This is a genomic window from Legionella bozemanae (assembly GCF_001648595.1).
In the GTDB taxonomy this organism is placed as follows: Bacteria; Pseudomonadota; Gammaproteobacteria; order Legionellales; family Legionellaceae; genus Legionella; species Legionella bozemanae.
The window spans coordinates 80,312-106,318 of sequence record NZ_LBAW01000010.1; the positions used below are offsets into that span (position 1 = coordinate 80,312).

Here is a 26,007-nt window from a genome sequence, read left to right on the forward strand (position 1 = left end):
TATAACCGATGACAAATAACTATGAGCAGTTTGAACAACGCAAACAAGATCACATCAAATTGGCCTTAATGCCTGAAAATCAAACTACAGAGCTCAGTACATTTGATGGCATCAATCTGATTCATGATGCCTTGCCGGATTTAAATTTTGATGAAATCAGCATCAAAGGTTCCCGCTTTGGCCAAGCAGTTGAAAAACCTTTTCTTATTAGCTCCATGACTGCGGGCCATCGTCGTGCGCAACATATCAATCATAACCTGATTGAGGCGTGTGCATTGAATGGTTGGGCAATGGGGGTGGGCTCTCAAAGACGCGAACTTACCGACCCTAAAGCAGCATTTGAGTGGCAAGATTTACGTCGTAACTTCCCTCAAGTTAGCTTGTACAGCAATTTAGGAATAGCACAATTAATCACGACATCACTAAGTGAGATTCAACGCTTAACAGATGCCTTGCACGCCGATGCATTAATTATCCACTGTAATCCCTTGCAAGAATGCATGCAGCCTGAAGGCACAACCACCTATAAAGGGTGCTGGCAGGCTTTGGCAGACTTGGTTAAAAAATTACCCATCCCAATCATCGTCAAAGAAACAGGATGTGGTTTTTCTCATGGAACGATGGTACGTTTAAATGAAATCGGTATTGCCGCGATTGATGTCGGCGGCCTAGGAGGAACTCACTGGGGACGAATTGAAGGGCATAGAGCAGCCCACGACCCTATTCGTCAACAGGCGGCAATTACCTTCCGCAACTGGGGAATTGATACTGTAACCTCAGTAAAACAAGCCGCAGCGCTAAATCCTTCTTTCGAAATTTGGGGTTCAGGCGGTGTCGTAAATGGTTTAAATGCCGCCAAGCTTTTTGCGCTTGGTGCAACAACCATTGGCTATGCGCGGCCCTTACTCGAAGCGGCCCTGGAGTCTTCTGAGCAGGTGAGTCTATGCATGCAAACAATTGAGTATGAGTTAAAAGTCGCTATGTTTTGTACCGGGAGCCGCATTTTAAGCGATTTGTCCCAAAAATTGGGGTGATACAAAATTATCATACTATCCCTTGTGCGATGCATACGACTCTCAACAGCTGTTTTGTGCCTCAATTTTTAGCCTTCCTTGCCGCATCGCGGTGACGTTTGGACACAGAGCATTCCACTTATGAATGAGTAATAACAATAATGAAGCTAAAATGAATTCAGCGAAGTTAATTACACCTAAATAGGGAACATTTAATTCTGTTAGAAAAAATGCCAGCAAAAAACCTTGCTGTGATAAGAAATAAATATTTAGCCCCACTTGATAATAGAAAAACTGTATAAAATACATCAGTAAACAAATAACAAAAGTACCAAAACATACTATCAGAAAGCTATCAGAATAATTTAAAAGACCTATCAAGCCAGGTAAAGAAGAAAACTTTGTTCCTGCCTTGATGTCCATATAACTCTGGGATATTTTTGAATAAAGACTGACTTCTTGTGTCGGCTTTTGAAAAATGGCCTTTTTAAACAAATCCCATCCCACATATGGATAGGCAGTTGTAGCCAAAATTCCTTCGATACCTACCCAACGGCTAATAGGTAATGACTTCAATTGTTGCAACTGGAATTTCAGATTTGATTTATTATGTACTATTAACTTTTTCAGCGTTAATCCATCAGATTTTTTCTCTGCCTTTCTTGATTTTTTATCTGTGGATGTAGTCTTGTGCGAACTATTGGGGCTATAAAAATAGTAACTTCGCAACATACTCACAGCACCTAATGAGATAATTGCGAGAACAACATAGGTGATTACTAATTTTTTATATTGAGTGACCAGAGAATAAAAACTCTCTTTGAATAAGATAAAAAAGCAAGGAATTATCCACATAATTAAAATAGAGCGGCTTAAAGTGGCCACTGAGATCAAACATGCAATAATTATTGCATAGTGCCAATTTTTATAATTCTGCGTTAAAGCATCCAAACCCATTAAATAAGCTATCAATAAGGGTAAGAAAAATATCCAGATCCACGATAACAGAAAATTAATATGGTAAGGAAAAATGACTGCAGGTGAAAGACCTATCATATAAAAATGGGTTTTGAAATTAATACAGCTGATTCCTAGACTAATAAGAAGTAATAAAAGCCAAATTTTTTTGGGGTTCTTCAGATACCACTTAGGCACTTCTACTTGGCTTTTTAATGATAGAGCGCCATTACTACTGTAAGAAAAACGACGATAGAGATAAAATAAAACATCGGCGGCTAAAATACCTAAAGCGGCATAACTTGCAACCATTAAAGCTACATCCCAATACAATCCCAAGTTATGAACATCGTTCCAATAACCGGTAGGCTCTACAAATTCCACTCCTAATACTAAATAAAACATTAATTTCAGCCAAACACCCAAAAATAACATGATTTTTAAGTAGAAAGATATATAGCTTTGCGCCAGGGATAAACTTGAAATTAATACGGTTAGCCATATTAAATCAAACACGAAATAATAGAAGTCAGACCCTTTATAATGAGCAACGCCAAATAAAGAGAAAAAAAACAAACCCATTATTAAAATAATTGAATACTTCATTGATATCAATTTGCTTTGCATTTTTTTCTCTCCATCTCACTTCGTGAAGTGCGTCAGTGAAACTAGAAAATGGCCCTTAAATGATTTTATAGTTGCCTTGCACACTCAAGCGATTTTTTTTGTCTGTGCCTCACCATGCCTGCATCTCTTCAGGCTATCCATGTAGCACTATCTACTCCTCAGTTTTCAATTTTTTTGCTAACAGCAATTTTCCTGATACCTTGATCGAATATATTTCTTATGGCCCTAAAACATCGATGCAAACTTTTATTAAAAAGTGCATTAAAAATGATGTGGTATGTGTTTATTTTTGTAAGTTTCTGGGGCGCCAGTTTCATCGCTTGGAAAAAATACTTTATTCCCAATTTATATCGCCCTGACCGCCAGTGTGTTCTTCCAGAAATTAAATACGCTTGACTTAGAATCAATGGGGCCAATTCCAGCAATCTATTATCAGTAGTATCATTTAAAATATTTGACATTAATTTTACAAACTCATTCGCACGATCCAGCGAGGTATTCGCAAAACTTGCCGATTGTTCATGTACTCGGTGGCATCCAAGAACTACGGGCAACCTTATAAAAGTTCCTAACTTTGCCAGTCTTGTATGATATTCAAAATCACCAATCAAAGAGTAATTACTATCCCAACCACCCATTTTATTAAACGCAGATTTCAGAAAAAAAGATCCTACGGCAATTGGCGTTCCACCGCGAATAAGCATTTGATAATAATCGTAATCAGGTGTCGTTAGTTTTCTTATAAACTTGGATTGATTATCAATCAAAAGATTATCACCGTAGGTTAATACAATGTTTGAATTTTTATTGAACTCAAGCACTGAAAGACTTACTGCGTTCGCCGCGAGTGTATCATCGGCACTCAAATACCCAATAATGGAACCTTTACTCATTGCCCATCCTTTATTCAAGGTTCGAGCTTGTCCCATATTTTCATGGGTTTCATAAAAAAAACGGCCTTGATATTTTTTCAAAAAATCAGCTGTTCCATCTGTAGACCCATCGTCTAATACAATCAGTTCTATATTAGGATAATCTTGAGCTAAAACACTTTCTATTGCCTCTTCAAGATAGGGGAGAGCATTGTATGCAGGTATAACTATTGAAACTAACTGTTCTGCATTATCACCCATGATTTCTCCCTACCCTTAAAATAAAACAAAGAAATACTCATCATAAACACCCAGTAAATAAAATAGGTCAGGGCAAAAGCATAAGTCACTCCCACTAATCCAAATTGTCTTAAAAATATATGGCCAAGGAGTATAAATATTAGCCCAATTATACATTCCCCGACAATGTACTCTTTCGTTTTAGATTTTGCAAGAAGCAAGTACGTATAGGTCCACCCTGCTATTTTAAAAAAATCACCAATCAATTGGTACAAAAATAAATTCTCAGCAGCAATAAATGTATCGTCATAAAATATTAAGAGGATTATTTTGCGTGAAATATAAATAACAAACAGCATGAGTGCAATTAAGGAAAACAATATCTTTTGCACTCGTCTCATTTCTTCTTTTAAAGAAGTGTTGTCTTCTAATTGCGATAATTTGGGTAAATAATAAGTAGTAAGAATCGTTGTAACAAACAATAAATAAGCATCAGATAATCTGAGCACAGATTGCCACATGCCAACGGCATCCCATCCATATAATGTATGAATATCGTTCCGAACAAATACTTGGGACAATGGAACAGTGAGCGTACTTACAATGGTCATTAACGAATAATGCAACAATTTAACCAACTGCGCTTTTTCAATGCGAAATGAAAATAAAGAGCGAAACCATTTTTCACGATAAACAAACCCATAGGCAATAAGAAAAGTAATTCCCTGAGATAAAACAAATGCTCCGAGCGCCCCTTTTAACTGATAATAGTTGGTAAAGAAAGCAATTAGAATCAAACTCACAATGCTGCTTAAAACATTAACACAAACCAATAGTTTTATTTTGCCTAACCCATTAATAATTGATGTGATGAATAGATAAATTGCAGTAAAAGCTTGTGCTATCAATAACCATTGCAGCAAATAGAGATAATCTGTTGCCCCTAAAAACATATGCGCAAGAGAAGTGCTAAAAAGAAGGGTGAGCCCGATTACCAGACAGGAACAAAAGAGCGTATAACAAAATGCTGTAGATAAGAATGAATAAAATTTTTCTGGCAAATTAGTATATTCCGCAACATATTTAATGACTCCTAATGTAACCCCGCCTCCAGCAACTACTGAAATCACATTAGCAATAGCCATAAACTGCCCCAATACACCAACCCCTTTTGGACCAGTATAAAGAGCCACTATTTTCAAGGACAAAACACCAATGAGAACTTTAATTAATGTAGAAGCACCTGATAAAATTGATGTCTGAACTAACTTACCTTTCATTTTACGATCTCTTGGAATCTATCATGCAGAATCTCCTGTCTTTCCTTTGTAAGGAAATCCTACTTTTAAACCCAGCTGTTTCCAGGGGAATTATCCAGCTTTTTTCTCCAAAACAACATCTCTTCAATAATTTCATCCCACGTTTTTAAATGGCGGGTAGAAATATTATCTTTTTTAATATGGAGCATCGTTCTTTGCAAATTTTCAACAGACAACGTCTCAAAACTCATTCCTTTTAATAACTCTCTATGAGGCCCTATGTCTGAAATATATGATTCCTCGGCAAGAAATACACCTTCTGATACGCCGTTAGAAGAGTTCTCAATGTGGGTAGTTGAAATGTAATATTTGGTCTTCAAAAGGCTATTGAGCACCTCTTCTCTTGGTACGAAGCCCTTGATGATAATATTCTTATTCGTTTTCAGACTCGCAGGAATAGACTTTTCATCACCAATGATTATCAACTTCAGTTCAGGGTTATTTTTTCTAAGGCTTTCATATACGTGGAACGAATCTTCTACCGCTTTATAGCGATAGGTGCCTATAACTGTCGCAATATTATCTCTTTCTTTTGGTTGTTCTTTTAAATTTAAAAATGATAACTCTTGATCACTCCCATTCATTGACAAAACCTTTCTTGATGAATATTTATCATCAATAAAGCTTAAAGAAAAATTTGATTCTGCAGAAATGACATCCGCATGTTCGAAATTTTTTTTAATTCGTGAACCAAGACAGGTAAATTTCAACTTGTCAGATAAAGATAAGGGAATATTACGGGTGCACAAAGGTAAAATATTGCTTAAATGAAACCAATTTATTTTTCCAAACTTATAATATATTGGAATACCATATGAATAATAAAATTCTGGCGTCCCTATGTCTTTTTGAAAATCGTTTAAATAAAAACAATCATTGAATAACCTTTGCAATTTGGATTGTTTTACAATGATGTACTGATTATTAGGAAATTGTTTTACCAAATACTGACAGAATGGATGAATAATAAAGTAAGCGCCCCCATTTTGGTTAAACCACTTTGCAAAAGCAACAAGCCTGTTGACCCCCCCACCAAGATAAGAGACCGAAAAATTAAAAAGGAACTTATTTTTTAGCATGCGCTAACCTTACTTAATAGTTGCTGTTCCAAGTATGAAAAAACCGAGATGTAATGATGTTTCCCAAGACATTTTTCCGCTAATTTAACATTGGCTATAGAAACGCTTATTTCATTGATATTATCTGCATAATCCACGTTCAATGAAATGCCTTTGCTTTGTAACGTTGCAATGAGTGTGCTTGTTGAAATACCTTGACCACTGGCAATATTTAAAACAGGAATACCCGTTACAGTTAATAATCGTTCATAAGCCCAAGCGATATCATCAACATGAATATAATCGCGTATGGCTTGTCCTTTATTAAATAATGTGATTCTTTTTTCTGAAAAGGAGGCATCGAGCACGCGAAAAATCATTGAAAATGTATCCTCTTGCCCACCGTATATATTGAAAATTCGCGCAAGGGTATATTCAATTTTATGCTTGTTACAATAAAATGAAATTAATTGTTCGCAAGCAAATTTTAAAGCACCATGCATATTCATAGGCGATGCGGGCATTGTTTCAAGGCAATTTTCATTAGAATTAGCGCCATAGACAGAACTACTGCTTGTATAAATTATTTTGTTAATTTTGGTTGCATGAGCACTAAGAATATCCAAAATAACAGCAAGATTCGCAATCGAATTCTTTACTATTGTTTCAGAATTTACTTTGAAAAGTTCTGTTGATTTTTGAAAACAATTTAAAATGACGTTACAACGATCCGTGCTGTTGATCAGATCAATTAATAATAATGGTGTCGCTACAATGTCTGCCGAAGAAAGCACCACACACTGAGTCTTGCCCAATTTTTTTAGTAACGCATTTGAAAGATTACCTCGTCCAATAAGGATTGTTTTCATTATCTTGCTCCGAAACCAGTAAATATAACTCTTATGGTTTTTAAAATAATTTGAATGTCCAATAAAAGCGATAAATTCTTCACATATTCCAGATCGTAAGATACTTTAATTTTTGTAGCATCTTCAGAATCCGCATACCCCATTTTAACTTGGGCATAACCAGTAATTCCGGGTTTAACGAGGTGTCTTACATTATAATCTGCAATAGTTTTAGTATATTTTTCAGCAAGCTGCATCGGTTCCGGCCTAGGACCAATTAAGCTCATGTTGCCTATTAATATATTTAAAAACTGAGGTAACTCATCGAGACGACGCTTGCGAATAATTTGGCCAAATTTAGTTACCCTGGGATCATTTTCTGAGGCATAAATTAGCTTTTGATTGTCATTACGCATCGTTCTAAATTTATACATTCTAAAGGCCTGATTGCCTCGCCCCATTCGGTCTTGTATAAAAAAAATAGGACGCCCCATAGTAATTAAAATAATAAAAGAAATAACGAAAAACACAGGACTTAATAGAATTAAGATGCACAAAGAAAAAACTCTTTCAAGAAATGAACGAATGAAAAGGTAAAACTTAGTGCGTCCTTTTAAGCGGTCCATATGTATAAAATCTCTTCACCTGGAAAATAGTGGGATAGGGTATACTGAGTAACTCCATAGTTCAAGTACGCATTTCCCTTAACATGCGCCTTTAGTTAATTCTGATGAGAAAAACTTTGTAATCATGCAATAAATAAAGAAATACACAATGAATTGCGCTCACTATGCCTAGAAAATTAAATAGTTTTATGTGTCCTTGATTATTATTGGCCAAAAGATAATGCTGTTGTATCTGTTTCTATTTTAATCGTTAGGGCTTGTTTTTTGCTGGTTTTATTTCTAGTATGTTGCCTGGTTAATTGAGCTCTATTTGGCTTTTTTTTATTAAATTTGGATAAGTGATTTAATGAGGATTTTATTAATTTCACAATATTTTTGGCCTGAGACATTTATTATCAATGAGTTAGTTGAAACTTTGACTCAGCAAGGCCATACAATAAAAGTATTAACGGGCAAACCCAATTATCCTAATGGAGAAATCTTTGCAGGGTATACAAAAAAAGGAATTGTTTCTGAAAGTTTTATACCCGGTGTCACCGTATTTAGAGCACCTCTCCGAAGCCGCGGTAAGGGTGGGGCAAAAAATCTTATTTTAAATTACTTGTCTTTTGTGATGAATGGATTGCGTTTTTTTCCTTCTGCGATAAAAGGCGAATCATATGATGTTGTTTTCGCTTTCGGTTTATCCCCCATCACATCCATAATTCCCGCCATTTTCCTGAAATGGCGTTTGAAGAGCCACCTTGCTGTATGGATTCAAGATTTATGGCCCGAGAGTTTAAAAGCCACCGGTTTTATTCGAAACCCATTTCTACTGTGGCTGGTTGGGCAATTGGTGCGCGCAATTTATTATTGTTCCGATACAATTCTAGCTCAGTCGCATGCATTCAAAGCACCTATTTCGCGCTATGCAAAAGAAAACAAAATAGTTTATTATCCTAACTCGTATAATGATTCCAATAGTGCAACAACGGATGTACCTCAAATACCAGAAAATCTGTTGAATGAATTGAACTCCAAATTTTGTGTTGTATTTGCAGGAAATTTGGGAATTGCTCAGTCCCTACCTACTTTAGTAGATGCAGCAGAGCAATTGCAAGACTTACCCGATTTTCGTTTGGTTTTTGTAGGTAGCGGCAGTATGTCTGAATGGCTCAGCCAGCAAAAAAAGGAAAAAAAGCTAGATAATATTATCATAGCAGGGAGATTTCCTGCCCTGGAAATGCCGCATATATTGAGTCGTGCAGCAGCATTGCTTGTAAGTTTAAAAAAAGATGAAATCTTTTCTTATACTATCCCAAGTAAAATTCAGGCTTATCTGGCAGCAGGAAAGCCAATTATTGCTGCTCTGGATGGGGAAGCTGCGCGTGTTGTTGAAAGAGCAGAAGCCGGTTTGACTTGTCCTTCTGAAGATTCCCAAGGGCTTGCTCAATGTATTCGGACGATTTATAAGCTGAGTCCTATAGAGCGCAATAAAATGGGAGCATCAGGGAGAGCTTATTTTCTCGAGAACTTTAACATGCCGACTCAAGCAAACAAGTTAATTGAGATTTTAAATGAGAGGATAAAATCAGCAAAATGATGAACAAAAAGATTTTAGTTTTAGGCAGTACAGGAATGCTGGGAAATGCTGTATTTAGATTTTTAAGTACTAATCAACAGTTTCAGGTATTCGCAACAATGCGTCATACTCAAGATAAACGATTTTTTGAAACCGAATTACACGATCACATAATAACTAATGTGGATGTGCTTAATAATGATGCATTGATGGATGTATTTGCGGAAGTTAATCCTGATATTGTCATTAATTGCATTGGCTTAATTAAACAACACGCCATTGCAAAAGATCCTTTAATAACGCTGCCTATTAATGCGATATTGCCGCATCGTCTTGTTAAATTATGCACTTTATCCGCTGCGCGTTTAATCCATATAAGTACTGATTGTGTTTTCTCTGGACGAAAGGGAATGTATAAAGAAACCGATTTGTCTGATGCTGAAGATTTATATGGAAAATCTAAATTTATAGGCGAGTTAAATGATTTGACGAATGCCGTGACTCTTAGAACATCAATAATTGGCCATGAATTAAATAGTAATTACGCATTAATTGATTGGTTTTTATCACAACAAGGAAGTATTAAAGGATATAAAAAGGCAATTTTTTCCGGTTTACCAACAATCGAGTTAGCTCGAGTAATTGCCGAGTTTGTTATTCCTAATGATAACCTTTCAGGTTTATACCATGTATCAGCAGATCCAATTGACAAATTTAGCTTACTTAAATTGGTAGCAGAGACCTATGGCAAAGTAATTGATATCATTCCTGATGAGCAGTTATGTATTGATCGCTCACTTGATTCAACGCGCTTTAAAGAGGCAAGCGGCTATATTCCTCCTTCTTGGCCGGATTTAATTTTGAAAATGAAGGCTTTTAACCGTTTCAATTTGGATACCAAATCTCATGTTTGACAATAAAATATTAATGATTACCGGGGGAACAGGTTCGTTTGGGCATACAGTGCTAAAACGTTTCCTGGATACTAATGTAAAAGAAATTCGCGTTTTTAGCCGCGATGAAAAAAAACAAGAAGATATGCGTATTGCTTTAGCCAACGATAAAGTCAAATTTTATCTTGGTGATGTACGCGATTACGAAAGTTTACAACATGCGACAGCAGGAGTAGATTATATATTTCATGCCGCAGCATTAAAACAGGTTCCTTCTTGTGAATTTTACCCCATGGAAGCAGTTAAAACGAATGTCATTGGCACCGAGAATGTTCTAAATTCAGCGATTGCAAATGGGATAAAACGCGTGGTAGTTTTGAGCACAGATAAAGCAGTATATCCAATTAATGCAATGGGAATGTCTAAGGCAATTGCAGAAAAAATTATGATTGCGAAATCGCGAATGATACCTGACTCAGGCCCACTCATTTGTGCTACCCGCTATGGTAATGTTATGGCGTCCCGAGGCTCTGTCATTCCTCTTTTTATTAATCAGATAAAATCCAGAGAACCGTTAACCATCACCGATGCAAATATGACGCGTTTTCTGATGTCACTCGAAGACTCTGTAGATTTAGTATTGTATGCCTTTCAATATGCGCAACAAGGCGATATTTTTGTACAAAAATCACCCGCTTCCACAATTGGCGATCTTGCTCAGGCTTTAAAAGAATTATTTAATTACGATAAGCCAATAAAGATTATTGGTACACGTCATGGTGAAAAACTTTATGAATCATTAGTGTCACGCGAAGAAATGGCCAAAGCAGAAGATTTGCAGCGCTATTATCGCATCCCTGCTGATAATCGCGATTTGAATTACAAAAAATACTTTGTTGAAGGTGAAGAGCATATTTCTGAGTCAGATGATTACACGTCTCATAATACTGAGAGACTGGATGTAGCAGGTATAAAGAAACTGCTTTTACAACTAGATTATGTTAGGAATGAACTCCAATGATAAAGGTAATGAGTATAGTAGGTACAAGACCTGAATTAATCAAAATGAGCCGGGTTATTGCAGAATTAGACAATCAAGTTCATCATGTGTTAGTTCACTCAGGCCAGAATTATGATTATGAATTAAATCAAATATTTTTTGATGATCTTGAAATACGTAAGCCAGATTATTTCCTTGGCGTTACTGGTGAAACTGCAGCAAAAGCAATTGCTGATGTAATATCCAAAGCAGATGATGTGTTAGCAGCGGAAAATCCAGATGCTGTATTGTTTTATGGGGACACCAATACCTGCTTGGCAGTAATTGCTGCCAAACGAAAAAAAATACCCGTCTTTCATATGGAAGCAGGTAATCGTTGTTTTGATCAGCGAGTTCCCGAGGAATTAAATCGAAAAGTTCTTGACCATTTAAGTGATATAAATATGGTCTTGACCGAACATGCTCGTCGTTATCTGATTTCCGAAGGCATCAGGCCAGAAACCATCATTAAAACAGGCTCTCATATGCAAGAAGTATTAGAGCATTATAAGCCCAAAATTCTGGCTTCTGATGTTTTGGTTCGTGAGCATTTAACAGAAAATAAATATTTTATTGTGAGCGCACACCGAGAAGAAAATGTTGATACTCCTGAAAACTTACATGATCTTCTTGAAACCCTAAGAGCACTTGCTGAAACCTATAGATACCCAATTATTGTTTCTACCCATCCGCGCACACAGAAACGCTTAGAAGCTTTTAGTGACTATAAGGATCATGAATTAATTCGTTTTGTTAAACCCTTTGGCTTTCTTGATTACATTAAGCTACAAATGAATGCTTTTTGTATCCTTTCAGATAGCGGTACAATTACTGAGGAATCCTCCATCTTGAATTTACCCGCCGTAATGATTCGTTATGCGCATGAACGACCCGAAGGAATGGATGTTGGTACATTGATTATGAGTGGATTAAAAAAAGACAAGGTCTTAGATGCAGTACATGTCGTCACCAGTCAAAGTGATTCCACACAGCGCATCATACCTGTAGTTTCTGATTATCAGGATAGAGGAGCGGTATCAAAGCAGGTAGTCAGGATTGTTCTGAGCTATATTGATTACATCAATCGTACCGTATGGTCTAAATATTAGGAGCTATGCTGTATACATCAAAAAATAAAATTAAAGATTTATAATGGGTTTGATGTTACTATTGCGTTATTTTATTAAGATTTATTAAAGGTGCATAGTATGCAATTTATTTTAGCATTCTCATTTTTCATCTGGTTTACTGATGCCTATGCATATTTAGATCCAGGGACAGGTAGTTTATTTATTCAGTCAACTATCGCTGCGATTGCTGGCGGGATTTTTATACTAAAAACATATTGGCATAAGCTGAAGGCAAAGTTATTTTCAAAAAGGGAAAAAGCTAAAGATGCAAACGATGGTGAATAATTGCAGTGCGCAGGTTTATAAAAAAAATGCCCATAAATCATCCTTTCGCGATCCTGGCAATCAGGTTTATAAAATAAACCATGAGATTTATCGCCAAATTAATCAGTCAGGGTACTCTGATTACCAACAATTAATGCAATCAGGACTTTATGATAAACTTCAGTCATTGAACTATCTTATCCCCCACCGTGAAGTTTCAATTGATTTTGCATTAGATGAGCGCGCATTAGTTGTTCTAAAACCAGATAAAGTTGCATTCATTTCTTATTGTTATGAATGGTCTTTTTCACAGTTTAAAGATACTGCATTGTTGACGCTTGCAGTTGCAAAACTTGCCATTCAATATGGGATGATTCTAAAGGATGCGAGTGCTTATAATATTCAGTTTCATCAGGGTAAGCCTATTTTCATTGATACAGGCTCTTTTACAATCTATGAGGAAGGAACACCTTGGAGCGCCTACAACCAATTTTGTAAGCATTTTTTAGCTCCCTTGCTGCTCATGGCAAAAGTAGATATTCGCCTTGGTATCTCGATGAAACAGTATATTGATGGCATACCACTTGATTTTGCTAGCCAGATGTTGCCTTTTAAAAGTAAATTGTCTCCTTCTATATTTGCTCATATCCATGCGCATGCAAAATTACAGCAGAAATATGGCGATATCAATACTGTTAAAATTAACAAACGTAAAATAACTAAATTAGGTCTCTTAGGATTATTAGACAATCTGAACTCATTAATAAAAAAATTAGAATGGTCCCCTATTAAAACAGAATGGGGAGACTACTATAATCAGACGAATTATTCTGATGCTGCAACGAAGCACAAGGCTGAAATTATCAAACAGTTTATTGCGGAAACTCAGGCAAAATTAGTTTGGGATATGGGCGGCAATAATGGTTTTTACAGCCGAATCATCTCGAGTCTTGGAGCCCAAGCTATATGTTTCGATATCGACCCTGTAGCAGTGGAAACGAATTATCAAAAAGTAAAAAAAGATAAAAGCGGACTTATCTTACCTCTCCTGCAAGATTTAACCAACCCAAGCCCTGCATTAGGCTGGGAACAAAATGAGCGCTGTGGTTTACAAGAAAGGGCAAATGCTGATTTAGTGATGGCATTGGCTCTGATACATCACCTGGCAATATCCAATAATGTTCCTTTAGAGCGTATTGCAGAATATTTTTCTAATTTAGGTGAATATTTAATTATTGAGTTTGTCCCTAAAGAAGATTCGCAAGTACATCGTCTTTTAGCGAGTAGAGAAGACATTTTTCCACAATATGAGATGAGCTCGTTTAAAAAATATTTTTCCCGCTATTACCATATCTTGGAAGAATGTCCTGTTTTAGAAACTTGCCGAACAATTTTTTTAATGAAAAAGATAAAATAAGTAACTCACGAGACTATTGCGAGAATGTAGCCACAGTTATCTATTTAAATCTGAAAAGGGCTGTCACAGCTTATTTACTACCTTTAAGAAAAGTGCCTTTAAGATATGAATAAGTAATGGCTTATTTTTCTGAGCATAGATCTATTGTCTTTGCATAGAATATGATCTTTTAACTTTCTTTAAAGCAACGTTGAATTGCTTAAAAAATGCTCCCTGCATCCCTGGCAGTTCAATAAACTTATACGTACATGAGGCGATAGGAATAAGAAGCCCTATTATTAGAAAACTTACTAAAAATTTAACGATAAGATCAGAATATAAGATATTAGGATACACTGCATTATTAACCAGTTTTAATACTAAATATTGCATTAAATAAATACTATAGCTAATTTGTCCTAGAGCTACTAAGGGCTTGGATTGTAGTAGTTTGGGCTTTCCTAAAACAATACAAATAAAGAGGGAACTTGTTAAAAGGAAATGCTTGTAATTATAAACTTCCGGAGTAAAAATTGAGCCTATTAACAGCGGCAATGAAAACCAAGAGAAAAATCTTGATAATCGGATGTTAACAGAGAAATTAGGAAAATAATGTACTATTAAAGCAGCGATACTACCTCCCATAAAAAACGGCCAAACAACTTTAGAAGAACTGTAAATGTAAAAATCACGCACAGCCAAAATAATTACAATAATTAATATGGCAATTCTTTTATTAGTCGAATATAAAGATATATAGTATAAGACAGGTAAAACTAAATAAAATCTCCACTCATAGCTTAATGACCATGCAATACCAATTAACTCCATTGCATTATATTTTTGAAAAACGAGGAGATCATAATTAGGTAAGTATAAATCGGTATTATGACCAATGAAACCGAAACTTAGGACATTAATACATCGTATAAAAGTATCCCAGATAAATACAGGAGTTCCCATATAATGCAAACTTAATAAAATGGTGCATAGGGATAAGAAGATATAAAGAGGCACAATTCTAAGAATACGTTTTTTATAAAAATCTGTGGGATTAATTCCGCTTTGAAGCGCCTTTTTAGTAAATAAATAGGCAGTCAGAGCAAAAAATATTTGAACACCAAGTCCTCCTATTCGGTTGCCTGTGAGAGGAATGCCAGGAATTTGCAAGTAAGATAATAAAAATTGATTGACATGACAGGCCACTACAGCCAAAGCAGCCAATCCTCTTAATCCCTCCAGCGCTTGTTCATTATTGCGACCCGTATCAACAATATGAAATAAAGATCTCCAAGGAAGTACGCTAAGGAATGCAATAAGAAAAAAAATCATAAAAAAGAATACTTGGACTATGACGTGAAACATAACTTATCCAATAAATTGTAAGACATTATAATATCCGTAGTCACCGCCACTATTTATATAAATCTGGTGTCAAATTACAGAAAATAAATTTGTACATAATTAAAAGGGCCTTCTATTATGCATGGGTTGGCCTTATTTTACTATAAGCTTGAGTAGACAAAGTATGCTAATTAATTTTGCAATGGGGGCAAATGGGGTCAACAGTCTCAGCAAAGCAAGTTCATATTTCACACAACACAGTTGTTACCGAATATGTTAAGATACCCCCTCGTTTTTAATTTGCTGTTTAAATTAAGTGCATTATTTTTTTGGCCGAAATAGGACAAGGCTGGAACATAGAAATGAAACACTTTTATCCTAATGAGAAAAATAAATGTTAGACACCTTATATAAAAACTGGCGCTATTTATTCATAACTGCTTTCTTTTTAACAGCATTACTTACCGCATTTTTAGCGGATAATAGTATAAATATACTAAGCCCCGAAGCATTATTTAGTTATCTCATATTAATGCTATTAAGCCTTATACCTGGATGCATCATGGTTTTTGCTAGTGTGCACATCCGAATTTTAACCGCAACGTTTCTAGTACTTTTGTTTATAATAAGTCAAATAAAAAGTTTTCCTGTTTTACCTTATGGATTAAAATACCGTTATGTAATACTTTTGGCTGCAATTTTTATTGCATGCATTTTCTATTACTTACGTCATTATTTAGACAAACTATTGTTTGTCTTTTTTGGAACACTATGGGTAGGAAGCTTTTTCATTTCCAAACATCCTTTATTAACAGTACAAAATTTTAATCAAACAAAAAATCATACAAATTTGAATCTTCCTCCTTATATTGAAGTTGTTTTAGATGAGCATATTGGCCTGGAGGGAATATCTCCCAAAGACGATCAGAATAATCTTGCTTCTGTGTTAAAGGATAAATACATCAATCTAGGTTTTAGAGTGTATGGTAAAGCTTATAGCCGAGACTTTCGCTCTCTCGCTTCGTTTGCAAGTTTTTTAAACTTCAAACCTATTGATAACTTAAAAGATTATATTTTACATAACTATGAAGAAGATAGACATATTCTTACCCAAAATGCGCTTTTTGAAACTCTTTCAAACAAGGGATATGATATCAACATTATACAAAGCTCCTACTTAGATCTGTGTGCAAAAAATAAAAACTTTAATTTGGTGAAATGTATAACTTATAAACATACTGCTCCTGTACCTGTAAATCCTGTGCTTAGCTCTAGCACAAAGTCTATTGCAATATTGGAACAAGTATTTTCTAAATTACGATTTAATTTTTCCAAAATTAAGAAAAGTAAAATCTGGTCTATGCTTCATTTACCTCAATCGGAAAATCAAAGTATATTGACTCCATCTACAGCCACTTACCAAGCGTTTAACGAGGTTGAGAAATTAGCAAAAACGGTACAAGTCAATAATGCCTATTTTATTCACTTACTCTTGCCACATGCTCCTTATGTATTTAATAAAAATTGTGAATATATTGGTGAAAGTCAAAACAAGACTAAGGCATATTTTGAGCAACTGGAGTGCACACACAAATTAATTGGCGCATTTTTAAAGACATTGGAGACAAATCAAAATACTAAAAATAGTATTATTGTCATCCACGGAGATCATGGTTCTAGAATAGAAGAACCGGACATCAGGTTAAACTATAAATTCACACCTGAGAATATTATCAAGAATTATAGTGCTTTTTTTGTGGTAAAAAACTCTTTTAATGAGCCAGGTTATGATCTGGCAGCTTTACCATTAGATTTTTTATTAAAAAACATTTTTACTAAAATAGAACGACCAACTCCTGATAGCATAAAAAAGACTATATATTTGCGCAGTGGAAAAGATTTTGATCTAGGAAAAAGAATAATGCCTAATTTTTCAAATGGAATTGTTTTGACTCAAAGTATAAAGAAAGCGTAGCGTCCTATACATTATATTGTTGAGCGCATTAAATTGATTGAATGAGAGTGCCATTAAATAAAAAAGCCAAAAGAATATGGGCAAAAGTTTAAATCATCGACTTATAAGCGTAACTAAATGTTTCGTGTCACAATATTTAAACATGCTTACTGCCCCTGCAACCGCAAAAAGTATTGGAATAAAAAAGCTAAAATTGATCCCAGTAAATTCAATGATTAAAACTATTGCTGTGATGGGCATTTTTTGAGCGGCAGCAAGAAATGCTGCTCCTCCAATAACAGCAAAAGCCGATATAGATATAGGAACACCTGGCAGCAAATAACTCCAAAGAATGCCTAAAACGACAGCCATTAAAGCGCCGTTTGCCAGAGAAGGAGTCAAAAGCCCTCCAGAAGCACCAGCTTGTACACTGGTACAGACAATTAAAATTCTAAGTATTAGGACAGCTACGGCAATTCCAAGTCCTAATATATTCCCATCAAATCCTAATTGCGCTGCAGAGCGCCCATTTCCTATTATCTCCGGGAAATAGATAGCTAATAAACCGATAATGAAAAAATTAAATAAACACGATACAATTATTTTCCAATTTCGCGGCGCTCGGCTTTGAGCTCTATTCGTAATCACTTTAAACCAATAAGCAGAAAAACCAAAAATGGGACCAGAAAGAATAGCCCAAATGACTATAGAGGGATCGAGTCTTAAATTAGGGATATGATATAATGATTGATTACCAAGGCCAATCCAGGAGATAACCACTGCTATAGCGGAAGTAGTAATCGCAGGGATTACTGCAAACCAGTGAAAAGAGCTTAAGAGAACTTCTAAAGTAAACATAGCACCACCAAAAGGAACATTATAGACTGCAGCCAATCCTGCTCCAGCAGCACACGCTACAAGTATTTGACTCTCTTTAGGATGCAGCTTCATTTTATTAGTCAACCAACATGCAAAAGTAGCGCCAAACTCACGAGGAGCGACTTCTCGTCCCATAGGAGAACCCAAGGCAACAGTAATAATTTGGAGTAGTACATGAACTAAAGTAGTTTTTATTGGCATGTACGGCCTGGGTGATTTAATTGCATTAGCAATACTAACTAAAGGACTACCATAACGAAAAACCGCCCACCAACCAAAACCGGCAATGAGGCCGCACAAAAGAAGAGCTACTACTCTTCTTGGTGCAGTCGAACCAGTGACAACTTCAAGAAAATGCTCGTCTGCCAGAATAGGAAATACTGTATGTTCATAGGCTAAGTGCTGAATAAAATGCAACAATATGGCTAAAAACATCCCTCCAAAACCAGAAACAATCCCAATAAAAATTGTGGCAATAAAAAGAAGATGCCATCGGGATGTTAAATGTTTGGTCATGAACTACTCCTTAAGTTATCTATTCATCACAAATTCAAAATCCTGGTGAAAAAACAGATTTGAGCTCAGGTTAGGTGAAAAATATGCTGAAAAAGCGCAGCATAGATGGCTATGTGAGCAATTTTCAGCATATTTTTCGCTCAAGATGAGCCGAATATGGCTTTTCGGTGAACTGTGCTGAATAGTTACCTCCTTAATTCATAACGGGATCTGATCGTTTAACTTTCCTGCAACTTGCAATTGATGAGCAACAATACGCGTTAGATAGTCAAATTCAATATTAACCTTTTGTCCAGGTTTTAAAAAGTTCAGGGTAGTATTCAGTAATGTGTGTGGAACAAGCATTAATTTAATGCTTTGATTCACAACTGAATTAATCGTTAAGCTGACCCCTTCAACAGTAATACTACCTTTAGGTATTAAATACAATATCGCGTTTGCATCAAAGCCGCTTAACTCAACTTCAACAAATTCATTAATGTGGTTTATGGAATGAATTTGTGCAATCGCATCGACATGCCCGCTTACGTAATGACCACCAAAACGCGTCGATGCAAGCATGGCCCGTTCTAAATTCACTTCATCACCGGCTCTTAGCTCTCCCAAAGTAGTCCTACTCAATGTTTCAGGAGAAACATCAAAACCCAATTTTGTGTCTTCAGAAGGCAATAAAGTTAAACATACTCCGTTTACAGCAATACTTTCACCTATTTGTAATTGTTCAAAAGCAGATGAAATAACTAACCGATGCGCACCATCATGGTTACTATTGCTAATCACGGTGCCTTTTTTTTCAATAATTCCGGTAAACATGCTTTCTCTTATTCCTGACTCAAATGTGTTCGTCTCTCATGCATGGTTTCCACACTATTAATCACTGTTTGCCGACAAATTTCTTGCATGACAGGAATCTCTTTCAGAGGGGTACCTTCATGAATGGTATAAGCAATTAGAAAACTATCGCGCCACATTTTCTCATTTCGTTTTTCCTTGGCTTTCATCCATAGAGAAACCCATAAGAAATGAAATTGCCATTTATCACGATGCAATTCCATTTCTTCGGAAAATACAGCGTCCATGGCGTCTTCCATACGACAGACTCTAATCCCGTCGACAAAACTGCTGTTATGGTTGACTATCTTATCAATTAAAGGATTCTCCAAATACCAGGATTCAGTAAATGATTTGGTTTTGAGCCAAGATTTTGAACGGCGCAAGGATTCAGAAATCGCTTCTTGCGTAAATGGGGTAACTTGTATGCTTAGTTGTTCAAAGAGATAATCGATATCCAGCTTTATAGGTCGCAAACGTACGCCCAGTAGCTCCTGGATTTCTAAAAACTGGACATTAGGAATCTCACCCTTCTCTATGGTAACCGCCAAGAAATGTTCTACCATCATCGTAAAATAAGATAGACTCACCTCACGCAAGGTCACATTTTCATCAAAAGCCTGAGTATAATAATTCTTCACATCCTTTGCTGAAACTGAAGGAGTTATCCATGCATCTTTAAGACCTAACTCATACTTTAATAACAAACCACAAAGTCTATTTTTCCTGTGTTTACGCACATGAAGAAAAATGCCTTGCGAGCCCGTACCATCTACTTCTGTCGCGCGAATGGTTGCTTTAGCTGCTTCAGGTTCTGGCGCAAACACAACGCCTCGCTTGCGTTGAATTTTTATCCATGAATCAAACAATTCATGATAATGCTTTGGATACCAATATTTGATTGTCTGCAACCGTGAAAGGGATATAGAAGAAAGCGTCACTAAACTTATAATTTGATCCAACGTGTGAACAGCAACTTCGCGAACCTCTGCTTTGGGATGCAATAAAATAAGTAAGGCGATATCAGCACCTTCTTCAATGTTGTACAAATCAGCCATTAGATCGACAAAAAAATCCGCCGGCATGGCATAACTTTGAGCGAAAAAGTTTTCGGCGATTTCAAAAACATTAAGATCAGATAATTCATGAATTAAATCACGAATCGCATCTAAATGTGAGACAGGTTCGCCTTCAGGAAGCAGCTCCTCTTCATCGCTGGCAAGTTCGTAATAGGCATTTTTTAGATCTTCGGTCAATTCGACATGTGATTCATAAAAGGAATTTAATACAGGCAGCCAAAAACTCAGTGTATGTTTGCGCAAGTTGATCATTGCGGCTAAGTGATCCATCAATTGGACTAATGTTTTTGCAGTAATTTTATTGTTGGATTCTGCCGCACCTTGCAATTGAGCAACACAAATATCTAAAGCAAAAACACAAGCAGAATAAACTGAAAGACCTTCATCCAGATTTTCTTCTAAGTTATTGATGATATCAATTAATTTAAAAGCAAGTTCAGGTTGTTGGAAAAATAAAGTATATAACTGGGGATCTGGCTCCGCATTTTGTTCAATCAGGGTAGCCATTTCAGTAAGTAAGCGGTACAGCTCTGACGAATTACTGGTCATATTTTTTTAGGCACCTGTCTTGGCCTGCGTTCTTCATCAATGGCAACAAAAACAAAAACGCCTTCAGTAACTTGATACGCGTCATTTTGAGTAGCAGGATGCGCCCATACTTCAACACTGAATGTCATAGAGGTGTTACCTTGTTTTAGTAAGGTGACATAACAACTAACAAGATCACCTACATGGACTGCTTTTAAAAAACTCATGGAGTGTATGGCCACTGTGGCTACTCGTCCCATTGCTAATCTTTTTGCCAATATTCCTGTGGCCAAATCCATTTGCGACACGATCCATCCACCAAATATATCACCATTGGCATTGGTATCTGCCGGCATTGCTAAAGTCTGGATAGCAAGCTCTCCCTTTGGAGTATTGCTCATGATTCACCATCGTATTTTAGTCTTTGTTCTCTATGTAGCCTGGGTACAGCAAAGCGGAACCCGGGGATTGAGAAATTTATTCATATCCGGAAACCCGGGTTCCGCTTTGCTGCACCCAGGCTACAATACTCAATGCTATGTTAAAAATTTTTAATTACGCTTTAACTTAGCTAATGCATCTGCCATTGCTGTATTAAATACCGTTTTTTTAACCGGCTCCACTTTTTTAGCCTCAGGTTTTTTCCTATGCTCCGTTTTTTTAACCTGAGGAGGCTTTTTCATTTCAGATGTTTTTGCTGGTTTTTTTATTGGTTGACTCACAGGTTCGTCTTCTAATTTCATGCTTAAACCAATGCGCTTTCTTTCCTTATCCACCTCAATAACCTTGACCGTCACAATGTCACCGGCTTTTACTATCGTACGTGGATCAGAAATAAATTTGTTCGTCATTGCTGAAATATGAACCAGCCCATCCTGATGCACCCCAATATCCACAAAAGCACCAAAATTAGTCACATTACTGACAACACCTTCAAGGATCATTCCTTCATGTAAATGTTCGATGTCTTCAACACCTTCTTTAAACTGTGCTGTTTTGAACTCTGGCCTAGGATCACGGCCTGGTTTTTCCAATTCACGCAACACATCTCTTATAGTAGGCAAACCAAATTGATCATCAATAAAGGCTTCTGCATTCACACTATGTAATATTTCTTTATTGCCGATCAGGTTCTTAATATCAATTTTCTTGTCTGCAATAATTTTTTCCACTAAAGGATAAGCTTCCGGATGAACACAAGATGCATCCAGTGGATTGTCTCCATTCATAATACGTAAAAAACCTGCTGCTTGTTGAAACGCTTTTTCACCCATACGATTTACGTTTTTTAATTCCATCCGGTTTTTAAACGCACCATGCTCATCGCGATAAAGCACAATATTTTTGGCCAGAGCTTCATTAAGACCAGAAATATGTGATAACAACGCGGCTGAAGCGGTATTGACATCAACACCTACAGCGTTCACGCAATCTTCTACAACGCCATCAAGACAACGAGCTAAGCGAGCTTGATTCACATCATGCTGGTATTGTCCTACCCCGATGGATTTGGCTTCGATTTTGACTAATTCGGCAAGCGGATCTTGAAGACGACGGGCGATAGAAACAGCTCCCCTTAAAGTGACGTCCAAATCAGGGAATTCCTGAGAGGCAATTTCTGAAGCGGAATAAACCGATGCACCTGCTTCACTTACAATAACTTTTGTCAGTTTTAAATCAGGATACATTTTTATCAAATCAGTAACCAAGCGCTCTGTTTCACGAGAACCTGTTCCATTACCAATACTGATTAAATTGACCTGATATTTTGCTGCCAATTTAGCCAAATCAGTAATTGCTTGATGCCATTCATTTTGTGGAGCCAGTGGGAAAATAACAGTGTAATCCAGCAACTTGCCTGTTGCATCAACCACCACCACTTTAACTCCGGTTCTAATTCCAGGATCAAGTCCAATAGTAATTTGTGGGCCTGCAGGTGCGGCCAGTAATAAGTCGCGTAAATTTCTGGAAAATACTTTTATTGCTTCTTCGTCGGCCATTTCGCGTAAGCGAGTCAGTAACTCCAGCTCCAACTTAGTAAATAATTTTATTTTCCAGGTCAGACGTATTGTTTCAAGTAACCAGCTGTCTGCTTTTCTTTGCTTATCCACAATATTGAAATGAGCAGCTAATTTATTTTCACCATAGGATAAATCATGCTCAGGTAAAGTAAGGCTCACTTGCAAAACACTTTCTCGCCGTCCACGGAACAAAGCCAAAGCACGATGTGAAGGAATTTTCTTAATTGCTTCAGAATAATCAAAGTAATCGGAAAACTTATTCACGGCTTCTTTTTTCTTGGAGCTGCCTGTTGATTTGACAATACCATGCTGCCACAAATATTCCCGTAGTTCATTAATCAAATCCGCATCCTCAGCAAAATGCTCCATTAATATATGGCGCGCACCTTCTAAGGCTGCTTTTGCATCCTCAATACCGGCCTCAGGATTAATAAATTGCACCGCTTGTTCTTCAGGATCCAGCTCAGGGTTGTTCCATAAAGCCTGCGCTAATGGATCTAAGCCTGCTTCTATGGCAATTTGCGCCTTTGTACGACGCTTTGGTCTGAAGGGCAAATATAAATCCTCAAGACGAGTTTTGGTGTCTGCTGCTAAAATACTCTTTTCAAGTTCTGGAGTTAGTTTCTCTTGCTCTCGGATAGACTGCAAAACTACAGCGCGACGTTCATCCAGTTCACGCAAATAAAGCACGCGCTCATCAATAAAACGTAATTTTATATCATCTAGTCCTTCAGTAGCTTCCTTGCGGTAACGAGCAATGAAAGGAATTGTTGCCCCTTCATTGAGCAGACGAATGGCTGCTTCTACCTGCGCTGGTTTAACTTTAATCTCTTGCGCAATAATTGCAGCTAATCTCAACATCTCTTGAGTCATTTACATCCCCGTAAAACATAAATATATAACAATGGATTACCTCATCCCTAAACCTTACTGGAATTGAACCCTGGGTGAAGGCATTGCCGTAGCCCAGGAATAGAGCATATCGTTGAACCCGTGGATGCTTCTTCCCAGGGTTACACATTTTTATACTGAAATCGCTCCACTTCTGTATCAGATGAAGGGTGAGTCGTTAAAAAAATCGCCACATTATTACTCAACAGTCACTGATTTTGCAAGATTACGTGGCTGATCAACATCTGTACCTTTTACAACCGCAACATGATAAGCCAGTAATTGTAAAGGAATCGTGTAAATGATTGGAGCAACCCATAAACCACAGTAAGGGACCTTAATCAAACGTGCCCCATTTGCACGCCAACTTTGGGTATCGTCAACAAAAACAAATAACTGCCCCCCTCGTGCACTGACTTCATGTAAATTAGATTTTAATTTATCCAATAACTCATCGTTAGGAGCAACAGCAACAACAGGCATATTTTCATCAACCAAGGCCAAAGGACCATGTTTCAGCTCCCCAGAAGGATATGCTTCAGCATGAATATAGGAAATTTCCTTTAATTTCAAAGCACCTTCTAGAGCCACCGGGTATTGTACGCCGCGCCCTAAAAATAAAGCATGTGCTTTATTAACAAAAAGGGATGCAAGGTCTTCGATTTCCTCGTTCATCTTTAATGCGCGTTCACAGCATGCAGGAAGCTCTTGTAATTGCTTTAACACTTCATTTGCCCGATTATCATGGCAAAGCGCTGCAGCTAACATTAAAAAAGCAGCCAGTTGCGTAGTAAATGCCTTAGTAGATGCCACGCCAATTTCTACGCCAGCACGTGTTAAAAAGACACAATCCGCTTCTCTGACCAAAGTACTTGTTGCCACATTACAAATAGCCAAACTAGCCAAATACTCCATATCTTTTGCTTTTTGCAAGGCAGCAAGAGTATCTGCGGTCTCACCTGATTGGGAAACGGTGATAAATAAAGTATCTTTGGGTACAACTACATCGCGATAACGATACTCACTCGCAATTTCAACCTGCGTCGGCAATCCAGCCAATGATTCTAGCCAATATTTAGCAATCATTCCGGCGTGATAACTGGTGCCGCAAGCAACAATGTGAATTTGCTTTACCAAAGGAAATATTTGAGAGGCACGCTCTCCAAAACTGGATTTAAGTACCTCAAGGCTATTCACACGACCTTCCAAGGTATCAGTCAGCACTTTAGATTGTTCAAACACTTCCTTGAGCATGAAATGTCGATAAGGGCCTTTACTCACGGTTTCAGCATCGCTCGTTAAAGGATGAAGCGGGCGCTCAACAAATGATTTGGATGAATCATAAATTGCTACACTTTTTGAGGTAATACAAGCGCTGTCACCCTCTTCTAAATAAATCACTGATTGTGCAAAAGATTTTAATGCCAATCCATCAGAAGCGATAAAATTCTCGCCTATACCCAAGCCTAGAACTAAAGGACTACCTTTACGAACAGCAACAAGTTCCATTGGTCTTTGTTGATGGATAACGCCTAAAGCAAACGCACCATCCATTTTTGCAGCTGCGGTTTGTACTGCTTCAAGCAAGTTTTCACTCTGAAGATAATAGTAATGAATTAAATGGGCAGCTACTTCAGTATCTGTTTCAGAGGTAAATTGATACCCTTGCATTACTAACTCATGGCGCAAAGTATCATGATTTTCAATAATCCCATTATGCACCAATGCAATTTGCCCATGGGATATGTGCGGATGTGCATTTTGTTCTGAAGGCCTACCGTGCGTTGCCCATCTGGTATGCGCAATGCCTGTATTTCCAGCAATAGCTGTTTCTTGCATAGCATCCGCTAAATTTTGTACCTTCCCCTGAATTCGCACACGTTGTAACAGTTCGTCATTATCGATTACGGCAATACCAGCAGAATCATAACCTCTATATTCCAAACGACGTAACCCTTCCAGTAAAATTTTACTGATATCCCTTTCAGACACAGCTCCAATAATCCCACACATACTATGCTCCTCGTTTCAACAACCGCATATGAACGATATATCAATAAAAAAAGGGCAATTATGCCATAAACATTTATAAATCACTAACATGTTCCGTATCGTGAGCTA

The 26,007-nt window shown here is 37.0% G+C and carries 21 protein-coding genes; 8 read left to right on the forward strand and 13 right to left on the reverse strand.

Annotated features, from left to right (window positions below; all coding sequences use genetic code 11):
- Window positions 1-8: 8 nt before the first annotated feature.
- Window positions 9-1,034 carry a type 2 isopentenyl-diphosphate Delta-isomerase gene (gene fni / locus A8O27_RS09205; RefSeq protein WP_058458930.1) on the forward strand — a complete coding sequence of 342 codons (1,026 nt, stop codon included), beginning with the start codon at window positions 9-11 and terminating at the stop codon, window positions 1,032-1,034.
- A 42-nt stretch (window positions 1,035-1,076) separates the two neighbouring features.
- Here fni and A8O27_RS09210 read toward each other — a convergent pair whose 3' ends face one another.
- From A8O27_RS09210 to A8O27_RS09235, 6 genes are all read right to left on the reverse strand, one after another.
- Window positions 1,077-2,597, reverse strand: coding sequence for a hypothetical protein (locus A8O27_RS09210; protein ID WP_058458929.1), 1,521 nt, complete (start codon window positions 2,595-2,597; stop codon window positions 1,077-1,079).
- 158 nt (window positions 2,598-2,755) lie between these two features.
- Window positions 2,756-3,730: a glycosyltransferase gene (locus tag A8O27_RS09215; RefSeq protein ID WP_064115082.1), complete on the reverse strand. Its 975-nt coding sequence runs from the start codon at window positions 3,728-3,730 to the stop codon at window positions 2,756-2,758.
- Window positions 3,706-4,989, reverse strand: a complete 1,284-nt coding sequence (locus A8O27_RS09220) for an O-antigen translocase (RefSeq protein WP_058458928.1) — start codon at window positions 4,987-4,989, stop codon at window positions 3,706-3,708. Before A8O27_RS09220 ends, A8O27_RS09215 begins: the two co-directional genes overlap by 25 nt.
- A 65-nt stretch (window positions 4,990-5,054) precedes the next feature.
- Window positions 5,055-5,921, reverse strand: a complete 867-nt coding sequence (locus A8O27_RS09225; RefSeq protein WP_154669238.1) for a glycosyltransferase — start codon at window positions 5,919-5,921, stop codon at window positions 5,055-5,057.
- A 179-nt stretch (window positions 5,922-6,100) separates the two neighbouring features.
- Window positions 6,101-6,955, reverse strand: coding sequence for an NAD-dependent epimerase/dehydratase family protein (locus A8O27_RS09230; protein ID WP_058458926.1), 855 nt, complete (start codon window positions 6,953-6,955; stop codon window positions 6,101-6,103).
- Window positions 6,955-7,560 (reverse strand): sugar transferase, encoded by a 606-nt coding sequence (locus tag A8O27_RS09235; RefSeq protein WP_058458925.1) that lies wholly within the window; start codon window positions 7,558-7,560, stop codon window positions 6,955-6,957. Before A8O27_RS09235 ends, A8O27_RS09230 begins: the two co-directional genes overlap by 1 nt.
- A gap of 346 nt (window positions 7,561-7,906) precedes the next feature.
- On the opposite strand from A8O27_RS09235, the gene A8O27_RS09240 reads away from it, so the two are divergent.
- From A8O27_RS09240 to A8O27_RS09265, 6 genes are all read left to right on the forward strand, one after another.
- The gene (locus A8O27_RS09240; RefSeq protein WP_058458923.1) at window positions 7,907-9,142 is read left to right on the forward strand and encodes a glycosyltransferase family 4 protein; all 1,236 of its coding nucleotides are present in this window, start codon (window positions 7,907-7,909) and stop codon (window positions 9,140-9,142) included.
- A complete protein-coding gene (locus tag A8O27_RS09245) occupies window positions 9,139-10,035 on the forward strand; it encodes a dTDP-4-dehydrorhamnose reductase family protein (RefSeq protein WP_235810490.1) in 897 nt (298 codons plus the stop codon). Before A8O27_RS09240 ends, A8O27_RS09245 begins: the two co-directional genes overlap by 4 nt.
- Window positions 10,028-11,035, forward strand: coding sequence for a polysaccharide biosynthesis protein (locus A8O27_RS09250; RefSeq protein WP_058458922.1), 1,008 nt, complete (start codon window positions 10,028-10,030; stop codon window positions 11,033-11,035). The genes A8O27_RS09245 and A8O27_RS09250 overlap by 8 nt, the downstream gene beginning before the upstream one ends.
- Complete coding sequence (wecB, locus tag A8O27_RS09255; RefSeq protein WP_058458921.1) at window positions 11,032-12,162, forward strand: non-hydrolyzing UDP-N-acetylglucosamine 2-epimerase; 1,131 nt, start codon at window positions 11,032-11,034, stop codon at window positions 12,160-12,162. Before A8O27_RS09250 ends, wecB begins: the two co-directional genes overlap by 4 nt.
- A 99-nt stretch (window positions 12,163-12,261) precedes the next feature.
- The gene (locus A8O27_RS09260; RefSeq protein ID WP_058458920.1) at window positions 12,262-12,468 is read left to right on the forward strand and encodes a hypothetical protein; all 207 of its coding nucleotides are present in this window, start codon (window positions 12,262-12,264) and stop codon (window positions 12,466-12,468) included.
- Window positions 12,458-13,864, forward strand: coding sequence for a class I SAM-dependent methyltransferase (locus A8O27_RS09265; RefSeq protein ID WP_058458919.1), 1,407 nt, complete (start codon window positions 12,458-12,460; stop codon window positions 13,862-13,864). Before A8O27_RS09260 ends, A8O27_RS09265 begins: the two co-directional genes overlap by 11 nt.
- 141 nt (window positions 13,865-14,005) lie before the next feature.
- Here the strand turns inward: A8O27_RS09265 and A8O27_RS09270 are convergent, their stop codons facing one another.
- A complete protein-coding gene (locus A8O27_RS09270; RefSeq protein WP_058458918.1) occupies window positions 14,006-15,208 on the reverse strand; it encodes an acyltransferase family protein in 1,203 nt (400 codons plus the stop codon).
- A 373-nt stretch (window positions 15,209-15,581) separates the two neighbouring features.
- Between A8O27_RS09270 and A8O27_RS09275 the strand changes: the two genes are divergently transcribed.
- Entirely contained in the window at window positions 15,582-17,162 is a 1,581-nt protein-coding gene (locus A8O27_RS09275; protein ID WP_058458917.1) for a sulfatase-like hydrolase/transferase, read from the forward strand.
- A 93-nt stretch (window positions 17,163-17,255) separates the two neighbouring features.
- Here the strand turns inward: A8O27_RS09275 and A8O27_RS09280 are convergent, their stop codons facing one another.
- The 6 genes from A8O27_RS09280 to glmS all read right to left on the reverse strand — a co-directional run bounded on the left by A8O27_RS09280 (window position 17,256) and on the right by glmS (window position 25,899).
- Window positions 17,256-18,536 carry a chloride channel protein gene (locus A8O27_RS09280; protein WP_058458916.1) on the reverse strand — a complete coding sequence of 427 codons (1,281 nt, stop codon included), beginning with the start codon at window positions 18,534-18,536 and terminating at the stop codon, window positions 17,256-17,258.
- 198 nt (window positions 18,537-18,734) lie between these two features.
- Window positions 18,735-19,349 (reverse strand): riboflavin synthase, encoded by a 615-nt coding sequence (gene ribE / locus A8O27_RS09285; protein WP_058458915.1) that lies wholly within the window; start codon window positions 19,347-19,349, stop codon window positions 18,735-18,737.
- 8 nt (window positions 19,350-19,357) lie between these two features.
- On the reverse strand, window positions 19,358-20,995 hold the full coding sequence (locus A8O27_RS09290; protein WP_058458914.1) for a Y4lR C-terminal helical domain-containing protein: 1,638 nt from the start codon (window positions 20,993-20,995) through the stop codon (window positions 19,358-19,360).
- Window positions 20,992-21,375, reverse strand: a complete 384-nt coding sequence (locus A8O27_RS09295; RefSeq protein ID WP_058458913.1) for an acyl-CoA thioesterase — start codon at window positions 21,373-21,375, stop codon at window positions 20,992-20,994. Before A8O27_RS09295 ends, A8O27_RS09290 begins: the two co-directional genes overlap by 4 nt.
- 150 nt (window positions 21,376-21,525) lie before the next feature.
- Complete coding sequence (locus A8O27_RS09300; RefSeq protein WP_058458912.1) at window positions 21,526-23,868, reverse strand: Tex family protein; 2,343 nt, start codon at window positions 23,866-23,868, stop codon at window positions 21,526-21,528.
- A 216-nt stretch (window positions 23,869-24,084) separates the two neighbouring features.
- Window positions 24,085-25,899: a glutamine--fructose-6-phosphate transaminase (isomerizing) gene (glmS, locus tag A8O27_RS09305; RefSeq protein ID WP_058458911.1), complete on the reverse strand. Its 1,815-nt coding sequence runs from the start codon at window positions 25,897-25,899 to the stop codon at window positions 24,085-24,087.
- Between the last annotated feature and the right edge of the window lie 108 nt (window positions 25,900-26,007).